Source organism: Psychrobacter piscatorii, assembly GCF_043641605.1.
Lineage (GTDB): Bacteria > Pseudomonadota > Gammaproteobacteria > Pseudomonadales > Moraxellaceae > Psychrobacter > Psychrobacter piscatorii_C.
The window spans coordinates 1-17,127 of sequence record NZ_JBHZRK010000016.1; the positions used below are offsets into that span (position 1 = coordinate 1).

Annotated in this window: 14 protein-coding genes; 9 read left to right on the top strand and 5 right to left on the bottom strand. The window is 46.1% G+C overall.

The window, feature by feature from the left end:
- Positions 1 to 364 precede the first annotated feature (364 nt).
- Entirely contained in the window at positions 365 to 1,495 is a 1,131-nt protein-coding gene (locus ACHUET_RS12775) for an NAD(P)-dependent alcohol dehydrogenase (RefSeq protein WP_394213312.1), read from the top strand.
- A gap of 175 nt (positions 1,496 to 1,670) precedes the next feature.
- On the opposite strand, the gene ACHUET_RS12780 is transcribed toward ACHUET_RS12775, so the two are convergent.
- A complete protein-coding gene (locus ACHUET_RS12780) occupies positions 1,671 to 2,117 on the bottom strand; it encodes a DUF2798 domain-containing protein (RefSeq protein WP_394213313.1) in 447 nt (148 codons plus the stop codon).
- A gap of 283 nt (positions 2,118 to 2,400) precedes the next feature.
- Between ACHUET_RS12780 and ACHUET_RS12785 the strand changes: the two genes are divergently transcribed.
- From ACHUET_RS12785 to ACHUET_RS12805, 5 genes are all read left to right on the top strand, one after another.
- A complete protein-coding gene (locus ACHUET_RS12785; protein WP_394213315.1) occupies positions 2,401 to 3,960 on the top strand; it encodes an ABC transporter substrate-binding protein in 1,560 nt (519 codons plus the stop codon).
- Between the two features lie 69 nt (positions 3,961 to 4,029).
- Positions 4,030 to 4,968, top strand: coding sequence for an ABC transporter permease (locus ACHUET_RS12790; RefSeq protein ID WP_394213317.1), 939 nt, complete (start codon positions 4,030 to 4,032; stop codon positions 4,966 to 4,968).
- A 109-nt stretch (positions 4,969 to 5,077) separates the two neighbouring features.
- Positions 5,078 to 5,881 carry an ABC transporter permease gene (locus ACHUET_RS12795; protein WP_394213318.1) on the top strand — a complete coding sequence of 268 codons (804 nt, stop codon included), beginning with the start codon at positions 5,078 to 5,080 and terminating at the stop codon, positions 5,879 to 5,881.
- Positions 5,878 to 7,353, top strand: coding sequence for an ABC transporter ATP-binding protein (locus ACHUET_RS12800; RefSeq protein ID WP_394213319.1), 1,476 nt, complete (start codon positions 5,878 to 5,880; stop codon positions 7,351 to 7,353). The genes ACHUET_RS12795 and ACHUET_RS12800 overlap by 4 nt, the downstream gene beginning before the upstream one ends.
- A gap of 242 nt (positions 7,354 to 7,595) precedes the next feature.
- Complete coding sequence (locus ACHUET_RS12805) at positions 7,596 to 8,660, top strand: 2,3-butanediol dehydrogenase (RefSeq protein ID WP_394213321.1); 1,065 nt, start codon at positions 7,596 to 7,598, stop codon at positions 8,658 to 8,660.
- Between the two features lie 133 nt (positions 8,661 to 8,793).
- Here the strand turns inward: ACHUET_RS12805 and ACHUET_RS12810 are convergent, their stop codons facing one another.
- Positions 8,794 to 9,183: a tautomerase family protein gene (locus tag ACHUET_RS12810; RefSeq protein WP_394213323.1), complete on the bottom strand. Its 390-nt coding sequence runs from the start codon at positions 9,181 to 9,183 to the stop codon at positions 8,794 to 8,796.
- A 187-nt stretch (positions 9,184 to 9,370) separates the two neighbouring features.
- Positions 9,371 to 10,297: a DMT family transporter gene (locus ACHUET_RS12815; RefSeq protein ID WP_394213325.1), complete on the bottom strand. Its 927-nt coding sequence runs from the start codon at positions 10,295 to 10,297 to the stop codon at positions 9,371 to 9,373.
- Positions 10,298 to 10,591: 294 nt separating this feature from the next.
- Here ACHUET_RS12815 and ACHUET_RS12820 point away from each other — a divergent pair, with 294 nt between their 5' ends.
- Positions 10,592 to 12,007 carry an aminotransferase-like domain-containing protein gene (locus ACHUET_RS12820; protein WP_394213327.1) on the top strand — a complete coding sequence of 472 codons (1,416 nt, stop codon included), beginning with the start codon at positions 10,592 to 10,594 and terminating at the stop codon, positions 12,005 to 12,007.
- A gap of 148 nt (positions 12,008 to 12,155) precedes the next feature.
- A complete protein-coding gene (locus tag ACHUET_RS12825; RefSeq protein WP_394213329.1) occupies positions 12,156 to 13,277 on the top strand; it encodes a hypothetical protein in 1,122 nt (373 codons plus the stop codon).
- 164 nt (positions 13,278 to 13,441) lie between these two features.
- Here ACHUET_RS12825 and ACHUET_RS12830 read toward each other — a convergent pair whose 3' ends face one another.
- Positions 13,442 to 14,437 carry a phosphatase PAP2 family protein gene (locus ACHUET_RS12830; protein WP_394213330.1) on the bottom strand — a complete coding sequence of 332 codons (996 nt, stop codon included), beginning with the start codon at positions 14,435 to 14,437 and terminating at the stop codon, positions 13,442 to 13,444.
- Between the two features lie 372 nt (positions 14,438 to 14,809).
- On the opposite strand from ACHUET_RS12830, the gene ampC reads away from it, so the two are divergent.
- Positions 14,810 to 16,030: a class C beta-lactamase gene (gene ampC, locus ACHUET_RS12835; protein WP_394213332.1), complete on the top strand. Its 1,221-nt coding sequence runs from the start codon at positions 14,810 to 14,812 to the stop codon at positions 16,028 to 16,030.
- A gap of 129 nt (positions 16,031 to 16,159) precedes the next feature.
- Here the strand turns inward: ampC and ACHUET_RS12840 are convergent, their stop codons facing one another.
- Positions 16,160 to 17,020: a hypothetical protein gene (locus tag ACHUET_RS12840; protein ID WP_394213333.1), complete on the bottom strand. Its 861-nt coding sequence runs from the start codon at positions 17,018 to 17,020 to the stop codon at positions 16,160 to 16,162.
- Positions 17,021 to 17,127: the final 107 nt, after the last annotated feature.

A 17,127-nucleotide genomic window follows, 5' to 3' on the forward strand; every position in this document is an offset into this window, starting at 1 on the left:
GCTCGTAATTTTAAGTCAATGCTTTATCTGGCATGTACTATCGTTCATTGTAAGATGAATTGAAGACACGCCCTAGTGCTGTCCAGTACGTTTGTATCAAAACGGATACAGCGCCAGTTTCTGTGTTGACACTGCCTGCGGCGCTCACGTATATTTTAGATAGACTTACTTTAAAGTGTCCGCTGTAAAGTAGCGGTTTTAAAAAAGTCTATTTCAGTCATGCCACAATTCTATAAAAAATATAATATTTCAGCATAAAAAATGCTCTAGTAGCAAGCACTCCGCCCTAAAACAGGCATATAGAATAGATGCAGTGCTTATCAGCGCTAGGCTTCACCGCATATGATAAAAAAGGATTTTAGACATGAGTACAACAGAATATACCGACATTACCGCCGCCGTCACCCGAGAAAAGGGCGCTGACTTTACCTTGGAGCAAGCCAAAATTCGCGCGCCCAAAGACGATGAAGTACTGGTGAAAATCGTCGCCACAGGCATGTGTCACACCGATATGATCGTGCGTGACCAAGATTACCCCGTGCCGCTGCCGCTGGTATTGGGTCACGAAGGTGCAGGCATCGTCGAAAAAGTCGGGCCACTGGTCAAAGACATTGCAGTAGGCGATCATGTGGTGCTGAGCTATGGCTATTGCTCACAATGCAGTTCGTGTCATTCAGGTCACGAGCCCTATTGTAAAGAGTTTTACCCGCGCAACTTTGGCGGCAGTGACATGGACGGCAATAACGCCATTCAAGACGCTGACGGCAACCCGCTCAACGACCATTTCTTTGCCCAGTCCTCATTCGCGACCTATGCGCTCAGCTTAGAGAGCAATACCATCAAGGTATCTAAAGACGCCCCGATTGAATTGCTTGGCCCGTTAGGCTGCGGCATTCAGACAGGAGCAGGCGCGGTCATCAATTCGCTAAAAGTGCGCCCAGGCACGAGCTTTGTGACTTTCGGTGCAGGCGCTGTGGGCTTGTCTGCAGTACTGGCCGCACAAGTAGCAGGCGCGACGACCATCATTGCGGTCGATGTGGTGCCCTCACGGTTGGAGCTTGCCAAGGAGCTTGGCGCGACCCACGTTATCAATAGTAAAGAAGAAGACGTCGTCGAAAAAGTACGCGACATCACAGGCGGCGGCGCGCTATTTGCCTTAGAGTCAACGGGTATTCCAGCTGTCTTGCGTCAAGGTATCGACTCGCTAGGCACACTTGGCACCATTGGTGTCGTAGGCGCACCGGCGCTTGAGACAGATGCCAACTTTGATGTCAATGACTTGCTGCTTGGCGGCAAATCCATCCAAGGTATCGTTGAGGGCGACGCGACTACCAAGATATTTATCCCGCAGCTGGTAGAGCTTTATTTACAAGGACGTTTTGCCTTTGATAAATTGGTCAAATACTATGATTTTAAAGACATCAATCAAGCGGCAAAAGACAGTGCCGAGGGTACTACCTTAAAGCCTATCATCCGTATTGCCGATAATGCTTAAAAGCTATTTGTCTATAAAAAATGGGCAAATATATTATCAGGTATGTTATTGATAGCTGGTATCGCAAATCTGTATAAAAACTTTCATTTAAATATAAAAAGGTCTGAGCCATTCGCTCAGACCTTTTTTGTTTTATCGACCGCTCTTCTATGAATTCGTTGTTTTTATTCCACAATTATTTTGCCCAAAAAAGCTCAAGTTTGGGTTTGATGATTAACGAGAGAATGATTGAAAAGAAAATACCAATCGGAAGGGCGGTCAATAAACTGGCAATCCACATAGAAAGAAAGTGATGCCAATCAGAGAAGTCATTGAGATTAATCGTGGTAACCACGGCCATGATCGATTCCATGATGACTGCCATGCATAGACCAAAAATGACATTCATCTGCACGGTGGAAATATCTGGCAATACCGCCCGTAATATTTTATTGATTAGTAAGGCGATCACGCCACCGATAGGTGCAATGCAGATGACGCAAAGCGCAAAAGAGCTCAGCCAAGCCCGCAGAAAACCATCCCCAAAACCAAGATTATTCCAAGTCATGACAAAGGTTAGTGTCCCACCAATAACCGCTACTATACTAAAAATGACCAATATTTTTTTGAAATTTTGGAGCATTTACTTATCTATATTAAATAATTCAAACGCAGTATAGCCATATATTTTTGCGAAAGGCAGTCTTGTTCTTTTGGTTTTTCTCTGTACAAAGCGATGAATTTACTCGATATTTTTATAAAAATTATGATGCGTAAGCAATGTATTTTTATAAGGTTAGTATCGTTTTGAACTCATAAAATGGCATGAGGATTAGTACTTAGCCTTAGTAGAAAAAGGTTTACCTTTAATACCTTTCGTTATAACATAACGTTTTTTTGAAATGTTATACTATAACGGAAGATATATGAAAAAAATTGGCTTGATTTCGGTATTGGTGGTGCTAGCAGGGCTGGCATGGTATGTCATTGCTGGTGCGCAAACAGTGGGCAATAACGCGACGAATACAGCGGCAAACGATGACAGTCAGCAGGATTTAATCGTGGTGACGCCGTGGGAGCTAACCTCCGCTGATCCCAGTAAGTCTGGATTTATCTTTCAGCGTTTGCAAATTGCCGAGACGTTGGTGGACGCCAAACAAAATGCAGAGCTACAGCCCATGCTGGCACAAAACTGGTCGTCTAATGATAAGGGCGATGTATGGACGTTTGTGTTGCGTGATGGGGTGAAATTTCATGATGGCTCGCCGTTGACAGCGGATGATGTGGTAAAAAGCCTGCAGGTCTCGCTTAGCAAGCCCACTGCGTTGGAGTCGGCTGCAATCTCAGACATCAAAGCCGTTGATGACAAAACAGTTGAAATCAGCCTAGAGCGGCCGCTGATGTCTTTCCCCGCTTATTTAGCGCATGCGACCAGTATCATTTTGGCCAGCTCATCGTTTGATGAGAATAATGAGGTCACTCAGCTGATCGGTACAGGGCCATACTATGTCACCAAATTTGAGCCACCACAAAAAATCGAGCAAAAAGCCTTTGCCGACTACTGGGGCGAAAAAGCCAAGATCCAAGACATTACTTACTTAGCCAACAGTCGCAGCGAAACCCGCACCCTGCTGGCACAGAGCAAACCTAATTACCTCGTATTTACCTTAGATTCAGCCAGTCTCGCCCGCCTACAGCAAGACCCGAATCTACAAGTTCAGTCAAAGTCCTTGGCGCGTACCATCGAATACAAAGTCAATGCGGACCATCCGCTGTTCCGTGATGTACGCGTGCGCCAAGCACTCAGTGATGCCATCGACAGACAAGCCATTGCCCAATCTGTGATGCATGCTGATAATGCCGCCGCCGCGCAAATTTTGCCGCCGATTTTCAAAGACTGGCAAATCAACACCCCAAACCAGCAGCCTGACCCACAAGCTATCAAGCAGCGCCTATTAGACGCAGGCTTCACTGAAGGTAGTGATGGCATGCTCCAAAAAGACGGCAAACCCTTTAAGTTTACCTTACGCACATTCTCAGACCGTCCTGAGCTGCCTATCATCGCCACCGCCTTGCAAGCGCAGTGGAAAAAACTCGGCGTCGACGTCGACGTGTCCGTCGGTAATTTCTCAGAGATTCCCTCAGGTCATCAAGATGGCACGCTTGAGATGGGACTCTATGCGCGTAACTACGGCATGACCCCTGATCCAATCGGCTCACTGGTCGAAGATTTTGACCCACAAGGCAGCGATTGGGGCGTGATGAATTGGCGCAATGCGGAGCTTAACGAGTTGTTATCAACGCTTGAAACGACCAAAGACAGTGATGCGGCGACCAAACAACGCGTCTCACAGATCATCTTTGATGAGCGTCCTGTTGTACCTGTGGTGTACTACCAACAAAACGCCGCCGCGCATAAGTCACTAAAAGGCTTAGAGATTGATGGTTTGGAGCGCAACTTTTATCTAAACAAGCTGTCTTGGTAAGGCGTTTTTACTGTCATTTGCGCGACAACCACAATGCTTTATAACCCTAAAAAATTGTAATGGATAACTATGTTTAAATATATTGCTCATCGGGTGCTGCAGCTGCTCTTGGTGGTCTGGTCGGTTGGTACGCTGACCTTTGTGCTGACCCGCAGCTTGCCCGGTGATATGGCGTACCGTATCGCCGCCAGTCGCTACGGCTATGACCAAACGGACGCCGCCGCCGCCGCACTGGTGCGCTCAGAGCTTGGATTGGATCAACCGTGGTGGCAAAGCTATTTTGATTGGTTGCTGGATTTGGTGCAGTTTAACCTTGGGCATTCTTTGGTCAGTGGCGAGTCAGTATGGGCGGAGATTGCGCATCAGTTTGGGCACACGCTGTCTTTGGCACTGGCGGCACTGGCGATATCGGTTTTTATCGGGCCACCGCTGGGTTTGCTGGCGGCGCAGCGCCCCAATGGGGTGTTTGATCGTCTGACGTTGGTGGCGAGTACCGTACTGCGTTCTGTGCCTATCTTTATTATTGGTATCGCGCTCATCACGCTACTCGCCGTCCAGATAAAATGGCTGCCCGCTGCAGGTTATGGCACGCCGCAGCATTATATTTTACCTGCATTGACCTTGGCAATTGGGCTGTCTGCGGTGTCGGTTCGCGTGAGTCGCCATGCGATGGTACAGGTACAAACGTCTGAATATTATGATTTTGCCAAGCTTAAAGGACTGAATAAATGGACGGCGTTTTGTCGGCATGGTTTACGTAACGTGACCATTCCGATTTTGGCTTATCACTCAGTACAGCTCGTGTATTTGGTTGAAGGGGTGGTGATTGTGGAGAGTTTGTTTGCTTGGCCTGGTAGTGGTCATGCGTTGGTGCATGCCATCGTCGCGCGTGATGTGCCGATGATACAAGGCACCGCGTTGATTATGGGCGGTATGTTTGTGGTGCTCAATATGGTGGTGGATTTGCTCAGTGGGTTGATTGATCCGCGTATTGATTTGGCACGTTAATCATTACTGCCAAAGCTATTGTCAAAACGCTTTATCACAGAATGACAACTACAAACCCAAGCCATAAATTAAAGCCACAAACTGAAGCCACATGAGGAATTATGATTTTATGACTATTTTTAGCGGGGTTCATGCCCTACAACCAGTACAAAAATTTGGCGGACTACTACTCATTTTATTATTAGTTTTTGCGTTTTTGCAGCCGCTGTACTATCCGATAGATGCCGACATACAAGACCTTGGTAATATGCTGCAATCGTCCAGTGTCAGCCATTGGTTTGGCACCGATCACTTTGGTCGAGATATGCTGGCACGGGTCGCGTCTGCCATTCGGTTGTCGTTTTTACTGATTGTCCTATCAGTGGGTTTTGCCCTATTCTTTGGACTATTGATGGGTGTGCTCAGCGGCTATTTTGGCGGCTGGGTGGATAAGATATGCACCTTTTTATGTGACATTATCATGGCGCTACCGGGGCTGCTGTTCGTCTTATTATTTGCAGCGATTGCGCCTAACACCTTTTGGTCACTTTATCTGGGTATCTCCTTGGTGCTTTGGGTTGAGTTCTTTCGCATGGTGCGTGCCATGACCCAAACCATCGCCAGCAGCCGCGAGATCGAAGCGTCGCGTTTGATGGGTATGGATTTTTTCTATTGTTTTAAACGGCACTTTTTGCCCAAGATTTTGCCTGTTGTTGCCACTCTAAGTGCTTTTGCGGCAGGTAATGCGGTGCTGGCACTGGCTACGTTAGGCTTTATCAATGTTGGTTTGCGTCCATCTACCGCTGAGCTGGGCCTGATGATGACGGAGCTGTTTCCGTATTACTATCAAGCGCCGTTTGTGTTTCTTCAGCCTATTATTGCCGTCTTTATTCTGGTATTAAGCCTACAATTACTCTCAGGAAAAATGAAATGATCGCGCATACTACAGGAGACAATGCTCCTAATGCTGCCAATGTTGATAAGGCCGCCACAAATGTATTGGTAAAAACGGACGACTTGGCGGTATTTACCAAGTCTGGGCTGGGTTTGGTTGAGCCCATCAGCGTTACGTTATACAAAGGCCAAAATCTGACCATTTTGGGTGAAACAGGCTCGGGTAAAAGTTTGCTGGCACAAGCCATCATGGGCGCATTGCCTGATGAGCTATTGAGCCGCGGCGATATTTTGATCGAAAACCAAGCGTTGACCAAGCCGCAGCTGCGTGCCTACTGGGGACGCCGTATGGCGATGCTGCCGCAAGAGCCAAGCCGTTCGCTGAATCCTACGATGGACGTGCTCAGCCAAGTGTGGGAGAGCCTGTATTTTGTCGCCAAACAAGACAACAAGGTCAGTAAGCAATTGGCACAAGAGAAGATAGAGACGCTCGGGCTGGGCAAATTTGCCAATTACTATCCGCACGAGCTGTCAGGCGGCATGGCGCAGCGCGCGTCTTTTGCAATTGCCACCTCGGGCGGCGCGTATATTGTCATCGCTGATGAGCCGACCAAAGGTCTAGATGAGATCAACAAACAAGCGGTGATTAATCTGCTCAAAAACGTCGCCCGCGATGGCGGCACACTACTGACCATCACTCATGATATCGATGTGGCAGGAGCGCTGAGCGTGGGTGCTGATGACCGCATCATGGTGATGAAAAAAGGCAAACTGCTGGAGCAAGGTAAAGGCGAGCAGGTACTCAATCAACCCGTGTCAGACTACGCCAAACAACTCATCGCTGCCGCGCCTGATAATTGGCCAGCAAAAAATAGCGCAATCATTGAAGAGCAATCCTTACTGACCGCAAAAGATGTGAGTTTAGCGCGTGGTAAGCGGGTATTGTTTGAGGGGTTGAGTTTTAGTCTCAAGCGCGCTGAGGTGCTTGGCGTGATTGGTGGCAGCGGAATTGGCAAAAGCTCATTAGGAGACGCGCTCTGCGGCCTGTTAAAACCAGCTAGCGGTGCTATCACATGGCAGACCAAACCCAAGCGCCATCAAGTGCTCAAACTGTATCAAGATCCGCCTGCTGCTTTTGCCTCACATGTACCACTGCAAACTTTGCTTAATGATGTCATACGCAAGCATCGGTTAGATGCCAACCGTGTGCCTGAGTTATTAGAAAAGTTAAAGCTGGATAAACGGATTCTTGAACGTAACGCGCTCAATGTCTCAGGTGGAGAGTTGCAACGCGTGGCGATTTTGCGCGCGCTACTTTTCAATCCTGTGTTGTTGTTCGCTGATGAGGTCACCTCTAGACTCGATCCCATTACTCAAAAAGAAACGCTGGATTTACTGGTGGCGCAGTGTCAAGCGCAGCAGTGCACGCTGGTGATGGTCAGTCATGATCACCACATCATGCGCCATTACTGCCATCAAGTGATTGATTTGGAGGATTTTGCCAAGTTGTAATGGCTGTTAAAAAATAAGCAACTGTTGATATTTTTTATAAAAGACGAGTTTATTTCATTGTTTTAACGTCCGTTCCTAACGATATCAATAGCTTGGCTGGGCGTATGCAGTAGCGTTACTTTCGCTTAACAACTGCATACGTGGCCATCGTTGACAGCCCAACTTTAATCTGGGCATGATGGTGGCGAGTAACCCTCATTGCAGCATATTAACCACGACTAGACTTATCAAAGGAGCATGATATGAAAGCGGCACGTTTTTATGACAAAGGTGATATCCGTATTGAAGACATCCCAGAGCCTACCGTTGAGGCGGGTACGGTCGGTATCGACGTGGCATGGTGCGGTATTTGCGGCACGGACTTGCATGAGTTTATGGAAGGGCCTATTTTTATCCCGCCATGTGGTCACCCGCATCCCATCTCAGGCGAGTCCGCACCCATCACCATGGGGCATGAGTTCTCGGGCGTGGTCTACGAAGTCGGCGAGGGTGTCGATGATATTGAGGTCGGTCAGCACGTGGTGGTTGAGCCGTATATCATCGCCGATGACGTCTCTACCGCTGAAGGGGAGAACTATCATTTATCAGAAAACATGAACTTTATCGGTCTAGGCGGACGTGGTGGCGGTTTGTCCGAAAAAATCGCGGTCAAACGCCGTTGGGTACATCCGATCTCAAACGATATTCCACTAGACCAAGCCGCTCTGATTGAACCTTTATCGGTCGGCTATCATGCCTTTGTCCGCAGCGGCGCAAAAAAAGGCGATGTGGCACTGGTCGGCGGCGGTGGCCCGATTGGTCTGTTATTGTCGTCAGTCTTAAAAGCCAAAGGTTTGACGGTGATTCTGACCGAGCTGAGCGCCAAACGCAAAGAAAAAGCCGAAAACAGCGGCGTGGCTGACTATGTCTTGGATCCGACCGAAGTCGATTTAAAGGAAGAGGTGATGAAAATCACTGACGATCGCGGCGTAGACGTGGCGTTTGAATGTACCAGTGTCAATGCGGTGCTCGACTCCTTGGTTGAGCTGACCAAACCTGCTGGCGTGGTGGTGATTGTCTCTATCTGGAGCCATCCTGCAGAAATCAGCGTGCATAGCGTGGTGATGAAAGAGCTGGATATTCGCGGTACTATTGGATATGTGAACAATCACGAAGACACCATCAAACTGGTCGAAGACGGACTTGTCGATCTTGAGCCGTTTATTACCCAGCGCATCAAGCTAGATGATTTGATTTCAGAAGGGTTTGAGCGTTTGATTCATAACAATGAATCTGCGGTGAAAATCATCGTGAATCCAAATCTATAAGTGATATATCTGATTAAAATTGGCTTTGTAAAGTGATAGCCAATGATAAGAAAAAAGCGCCATCTTATTAGAATGGCGCTTTTTTTATAAGTTTTTGACTGTATATGCCGTGATTGAAAAATTGAAATCGGCTTTACAATTTACCGTTCAGATATTGGATTTCACCATAGCCAAAACTCCAATCCACATCAGTATTGGTCATAAAAGAGATAAATAAATCTTTTGGGTCAAGTGTGCAATGCGTCTGGAGCTTGTCTGCCATCAACTCACAAAATTTCTTTTTCATCACTGTTGCGCGTGGGCTGGTAAATACTTGAACAACGATGGCGGCTTCTGTGCGCTCAAATCCCAAACCCGTATCGAGCAAAATCATACGTCCGGGCTTATGCTCAGTGACGATTTTATATCGGTCTCGCTCAGGCACTTCAAACGCGCTCACGACGCAGTCTTGCACCGTATCCATTAATATTTTAAGCTCGTCGTCGCTGCGACCTTCAGTCACGTCTATTCGTACTAGCGGCATGTTGTTATCCTTATATAATTATAGTTATAGCAAATCGTCATTGACGCCCAGTGCGCTCATGCGATGATAATAGTCGCAGCTATCATCATCGATAGCTGCTTTGGCTTCAGTGATATTCTCGTAATTATTTTTTGATATGAATTGCTGGAGGGTCAATATTCAGATTTTTATTAACTAAAAACGTCTGTCATTGAGAAGTATTTCTTGATGCGGTCATTGCTGCTGGCGATGTCGAGAACTTTTTAGCGGCCACCACGCATAGCAGCGCACCTATTGTGCTGATCACCATACCCAAATCAACCGCTTCATGTAGCAAAAAAGCCGCCAATATCAATCCTAAAAACGGCTGCAACAGTTGCAACTGACCGACAGCCGCAATACCGCCCAATGCCAAACCGCGATACCAAAAGACAAAACCAATAAACATACTAAAAAACGACACATAAAGTAGGCCGAGCCAAGCGGTCGCGCTGGCACTAAATACGTCTACAGGTGTGGTCAAATATGCGATAGGTAGCATCATTGGTAATGATATGACCAGCGCCCAGCTGATCACTTGCCAGCCGCCAAGGATTCGAGACAGCCGTGCGCCTTCGGCATAACCGACAGCGCAGGTGATGACCGCACCCAGCATCCACAGCGCCCCCAGTATTGACATTTCACCGCTATGAGCAGCCGCATAGCCTGCGATACACAGGCTACCAAGCAAGGCAAATAGCCAAAACAAAGCAGATGGGCGCTCACCACCGCGCAGCACCGCAAACATTGCAGTAAATAGCGGCAATACTCCCACAAACACAATGGCTTGTGCAGAGGTAATATACTGCAACGCTTGTGCGCTCAGTAGTGGAAAGCCAACCACCACGCCAAGTGCGACCACGATCAGTGCAGGCAGGTCAGCTTTGGTGGGTCGCCGCTGTTTGCACAGCAGCAATATAGCGCCGCCAAGCAAGGCAGCAAGCGTGGCTCGTATGGCGGTCAAAAACACAGGATCAAAACCCATGACAGCAAGTTTGGTCGCGGGTAGAGAGCCTGCAAAAATCATCACACCCATAAGGCCGCTTATCCAGCCTTGTGTGGTCGTTGCCTGTGTTACTTGCGCTGTTTTTATCATTATCATTCTGCCTTGTTAGGGGGTATCAGCTGCGCTTTGTGCTGCTTGACTGTTAGACCATTACAACAAAAGCAGACGATGCCCACCACGTACAGTCCAGTACAATAAATCCGAACTGTTTGGTCAGTTGTACCCATACAGTTGTAGATACTTTTGTCTGATAAGCGAACAGATAGTTTGAATCAGCACCGTTTTGATGCGATGATTTGTGGGGATGAGTGCTACGATAATTGAGTAATACTCATAAATAGTATGGTCAATACGGTTAGAAAGAATAATAAGGATAAACCTCTAATGAGTCGTCAAATGACCCGCATTGAGATGGTTATGGCTGATGTCAAAGCCAAAATCGCCACAGTCACTTATGCTTCAGGTAGTCGCTTACCCTCCGTGCGCGCAGCGGCATCAAGCATGGGGTTTTCGCCGTCGACCATCGTGACCGCCTATGAGCGACTAGAAGCTGAGGGCGTGATTTATGCGCGTGCAGGGTCGGGGTTTTATGTCGCTGAGGTCTCAAAATCGCGCGCTTTAGCGGCTGTAAGGCCGAACTTGGATCGCGAGGTCGATCCGCTGTGGGTCTCGCGCCAGTCACTTGAGACGCCAAATGATGCCCTAAAACCAGGCTGCGGCTGGCTACCAGCAGATTGGCTTTATGAGGCGGGTATACGCCGAGGGCTACGCCGTGTTGCTCGCGGTGATGTGGCGATGATCAGTGACTACGCGACGCCGCTTGGGTTGCCTGCGCTACGTCAGTTGTTGGTCCGGCGAATGGCAGGTTTGGGTATTGAGGCCAAACCTACACAGGTGATGCTGACCGAGTCGGGCACACAGGCGATTGATTTGATTTGCCGTTTGCTGCTCAGCGCAGGTGATACCGTCTTCGTTGATGATCCTTGTTATTTTAACTTTCATGCGCTATTGCGCGCGCATCAGGTGACAGTAATCGGTGTGCCTTTTAATCAAGACGGCCCTGATACGGCTGCTTTTGAACAGCTGTTACACGCCCATCAGCCGCGCCTATATATCACCAACGCTGCGATACACAATCCGACAGGGGCCACGCTGACACCTGCGAGCGCCTATCGGGTGCTGCAATTGGCGCAAGCGGCTGGCACATATATCATTGAGGATGATATTTTTGCAGACTTTGAAACCACGCCTGCGCCGAGGTTGGCCGCGCTAGACGGTTTGTCGGCGGTATTTTATATCGGTAGCTTTTCAAAAACGCTTTCAGCTTCATTGCGCTGCGGTTATATTGCCGCGCCTCCGGACTATATCGAGCCGTTACTGGATTTAAAAATCGCCACAGGCTTTGGTGGTGGTCAACTGGCGGCAGCGGTCATACTGTCTGCGCTGAGTGATAGCGGCTATCACAAGCACATGAATGCGCTATATCATCGTCTGGCGCTGATGCGAGCGCAAGTGCTTCGGCGTTTGGCCGCCGTGGGTATTACGCCGTGGCTCGTGCCGCAAGCAGGGATGTTTCTTTGGTGCCGGCTGCCTGAGGGTCAAAGCGCCTCATTATTGGCCAATCACTGTATGACACACGGTGTTGTGCTTGCCCCTGGTAGTGTCTTTAGTCAAGCAGACGACGCTGATAGCTTTATGCGCTTTAATGTGGCACAGTCGACTGATCCGCGCGTCTTTGAGGTATTGGGGCAGGCGCTTGCTGTGTCAAAGTTGAATGATACAAGATATGATGATACTTAGTGCCTAGGCTTAAATATATTGATTACTATGTATAGATATGGGTTATGAATATTTTCAATAAAGTTATTAAAAGTTATTTTGGGGTTTTATAGACTCCCAAAATAGTAGAGAATAAGATGTTATGTGCTACAAAAATATCGAGCAATATATGGGTAAAATTGAGACTCCAATTTTGATTGCGAACTTTAAACCTTTCAGATTAATCTCACGTGACAATTTGGATTTATGGCAACCTAGTTTAAAAGAAATAAATAGCTCTACTTATGATTATGTAAAACTTCATAGAGCAAGTAAGTTTTTCGATGCGCACTTACCAAAACAAATGCCTGCATGTTTTGGTTTTGACGGAAGCTTAATATTTCCATTCATTGCTGAGTTTAAAAACGATAATTTAGTTGTTGAAGAGTTCAACCGTATTCTTGCCTCAGTGTTCTTAGGTGGGGTTTATGTCGAGTCAATCTCACCTTTAGATATATCGAGAGGTAGCATGAATATGACAGGCTATTATCGTCATTCATCAACTCATAGTAGTAATTCTGACTTTCATCGTGCTATTGGCGAATGTGATGCAGGTTCATTAGCTTCCATCAGGTTACTTCAGCCTGAAATTTTGGAAGCTGGTAAAGTTATATCAGCATATAATTATGGGCATAAGGTGTTAGCCAAGTTGCCAACGTTATCACCGTCGCTTTTCATTAATGCATTTACATATTACAAGAAGCATCAATTACGAGAAGCACTAGCCCATACTTGGATTGGCGTAGAGCAAATGTTAGAGTTTATTTGGAAAGAAACAATTGTTGAAGATGCTAAGTCTGTAAATATACCTAAGAGGCGTAAATTTATGGAATCTCAACAATGGAACTCTGCTCACAAAGTAGAAATGTTCTATCAGCAAGGTCTTATAGAAGAAGATCTTTACTCGTCTCTTAGTAAAGCAAGATTCGCTCGAAATGCTTTCATTCACAAGGGTATCACTCCTTCTTATGAAGATACTCATTTAGCATTAATGTCCTTAATTATACTGGTCGAGGTCACTTCAAAAATAAACGATATTAATTTTAGTCGATCGAATTTAGAACAATATTTACCAGAACAATCAAAGCTCTGTATACCACAAACGTTTATGCCTGAAAAAATAGAGCATCAAGCTCTCGATGTAAAATACTGGCGGGAAATAAAAGTAATTCCAGGAGATAAGAATTGGGAAGGAAGTTATGAATCATATCCTGATATAACATTATCACCGATTAAAACTAAAGCAGAGTAGTGAAATAAGAAATGTATCATTTTTCTAGTCGCGTTAGAATATAAAGATAAAGATCAACCGAATGTCTGATTTGCACATCTTTGATATATTCTCCCAAGCGTTTGCCATATCAAAGTCGAATGATAAGCCCTAAACTCGAGCCTTGATCATTCCAGTTTTTACTACTACCCAAGCAACGGAAACTGATAAACAGTAGCGTATACAAAGGTCGCAATCAGCACAGCAACGACACTGAACCACACCATATATCGCTGAGGCGCTGACCATACGATACGCCAATTGATTTTCCCCCGTGCGGTCAGCCATTCCATCATGCTAATGGCAATCGTCAGCCATAATGTCCCCACCAAAAACCCGCCCATCACATCGCTCAGATAATGCTCATTGAGCACGATTCGACTCAACCCTATAAGCAGACATAATAAAAGCGCGAGCGATAATATCCGCACTTGGTGAATAAATCTTTGGCTAAAGCGAATCGCCATATAAGCGAGAAATCCATAGAGCGCGATGCTGATGGTGGCATGACCACTTGGGAACGAATAGGTGTGCTCTTGCAATAAAATATCAATCGGGCGGGCACGTTGAAAAACCATCTTATTCACAAAAGTAAAAGCGGTACTGCCGATGGTCGAGATCAGGAGACCGACCAAAATATAAGGCTGGCGCACGACCGCGCAGAGGATTGCCGTCAGCAGAATGACTAAGCAAGTAATCGGTGTAGAGCCCAAACTGGTGATAAAAACAAAGGCAGGCACGATGCTCGAATCTTGTAGCACGCTCATATGCTGCGATACAAACAGATCGGTGGTCACAATAGAGTCCGCGTTCACCACATCCTCGACCAACCCTGCAAACAGCGCCAAAATATATATATTCAAGAGTGTCAAAATGGTGAGAATCAGACCAGAAAAGTGACCACGGGCAAAGCGCTTAGTAATAAAGCCAAACATTGCTGGGTATTTTTGCTGTAGACCTACCATTAGTGGTAGGCGTGCGATATGTTCACGCAGCCAAAAATCGACACGAGAAATCAATCCCAATATTCGCTTACCATAGCGAATCATGAGGTGTTGTATCAGCCATAATAGCGCTATCGTCAAAATAAGCACCATGCCTAAGCTGATGAGCTGAGGGTGTTGTTCAATGAGCGCAATCATGGATGGCTTATTCCTTTATCGTGGCTGATATGGCATTGAATAATGCGCTTATCATCGTGTCTACTATGTCGGTTGGTTGGATACAAGGATCGGGACTATAGATGACGTGTTTGATAACGCCTAGTCTGAATAATCGGCTGATACTGTAGCAGACCACACGCTCATTGCTGTCTGATTTTCTTTACGGTGTGTCGTTATTTGAGCGTTTTGCGCCATTTATTACTGTTTTTGCGTAAGTGCTAATAAGTACTAAGAGGACATTGGCGCTAAAAACATAAAGTGTAAAAAACAAGGTGATAAATGACCATAAAAGCTGCTACCTTTAGTAGCCAACCTTTTCACAATTAAACAGACGGCATTAATAAATTACTTATGAACGTATTTACATCAACACTGACTGCTCAAAAACCATCTATGCAAAAACCGCTCCTTGGCCTAACGCTGAGCGTACTGCTATCGACATTACTGATATCTGAACCAGCGCAAGCCGCCAGTACTAATGATCGCTTAGAGCAAGAAGTGGATAATCAGGCCGAACAGTTAATGAGCCAATATCAGATCCCTGGTATGGCATTTGGAATCATCGTCGATGGTAAATCACATTTTTACAACTATGGTTTGTCTGACAAGCAGCGCAACCAGCCTGTGTCAGAGCACACAATTTTTGAGCTGGGTTCTGTGAGTAAGACCTTTGCGGCCACTCTGGCCAGTTATTCAGAATTAAATGGCACCTTGTCACTCGATGATACCGCGGACAAGTACATTCCCTACCTAAAAAACAGTGCCATTGGTAATACAAAGCTCATCAGCTTGGGTACGTATAGCGCAGGCGGATTGCCATTACAGGTGCCTGAAAATATTGAGAATAATAAGGAGCTGCTGCAATATTATAAATCTTGGCAACCTAAGTTTCCTATTGATTCAGCCCGTCTGTATTCCAATGCCAGTATCGGACTGTTCGGCCATATCTCTGCCCTGAGTATGAGTGATGACTATACCAAGCTCATAGAAAACACTGTGTTGCCATCGCTTAAGATGACCAATACATTTGTCAATGTCCCTGCGGATAAAATGAAAGATTATGCCTTTGGTTATAACAAGGCAGGTGAGCCAATCAGGGTCAACCCCGGTATTCTAGATGCAGAAGCGTACGGTATCAAATCAACCAGTGCCGATATGACACGCTTCATGGCGGCGAATATGGGGCTGGTAACGGTAGATACTCAGATGCAGCAAGCACTTGAGAATAATAGAAAAGGCTATTATCAAACCAAATACTTTACGCAAGGGCTGGCTTGGGAGATGTATTCGTTACCGACGACGCTGCAGATGCTGTTAGATGGCAATTCAACAGAGGTTATTTTAAACCCTCAAGCTATCCAAGTGAATGAGCCACCAACGCCTGTGCTAAATGATGTGTGGGTCAATAAAACCGGGTCAACGAATGGATTTGGGGCTTATATTGCGTATGTACCTGCCAAAAAAATAGGCATTGTCATTTTGGCAAATAAAAAATATCCCAATACAGAACGAGTTAAGGCAGCATATACGATATTAGGCCATGCATTGCATGGCCAAGCGTTGAATGAGTGATTTATAATCATCTTATAGTCATCACATTAGGTAGCGTTATAGCAGACAAAGAACCCGATAAGTAGGATTGCTTATCGGGTTCTTTATGTTTAGGGTGTAATATTTAGTTCTGGGTTTAAAGTCCAATTTTTATGAGCAGCCTTCGACCAAATAAATTGCTTCTGGAATACCGATATCAATACTTTCTACGTTGCCTTTTAATACACGCTTATTTTCTACCGTCCATTCAGTCTCGCTAATGGTGTTATTACTGAGTTTTTGACCACCTTTGATATGATATTCAACTTGAATGGGTAAGGTATCATTGGCATTATTGAGCTTAATATCCTCTTTTTTTAAGAGTGCGCCCGCATCTGCATCGCCAGTCACGATAAAGTTGACGTTTGCAATTAGGTTATAAAAGTCACCATCCACCGCATATTTATCAACCTCGTAAGTAAGACTGTCATCATGCGCGCTCATCACCGCTGTTACCGCATCATCGACATGAACGCCCGTATAAAACGGCGTTTTGGAATCTCGAATCGTAATCAGTGCTACTTTGCCATCTATCACTTGATATAGGACAGACGCGCGTTTGCCATAAGATTGATCCATGTAATACTGTTTTGGATCGCTCACATAGTAGCATTGCTCATTGTCACTCTCCTGTTTGGTCAGGCCTAACTCCGCCAAAATCGCGGGGGTAATGACTTGCCCAAAGCCCAGTTTTTGATAGCCTGATGGACTCACCATTTGGTCATCAGGCGGGCTTGTATCTATAGTTATAGGCTCTTTATCTATTGCGGTTTCATTATTATCAGCAGTAACAGGCGCGGATGTATCCGTCTGTGAGGCTGCTGTATTCTTATCCATTTGCGCTGTATTGTCATCAGTAGTTGAGGATTGTGAGTCACAGCTGGTGAGTAGTGATACGCCACCTACCAGACAGGCAGAAAACAATAGCGATTTCATTTTTGTAGATAACAAGGGCTTATGAGAGTCAAACATGGTCATGCTCCTAAAGGTCGCCGATATATATGAGATGGCTTTCATATAACGGCTCTCATATATCGCAGGCTGTCATCATTAATCGGTCACTAATATTGTAGTGGTCA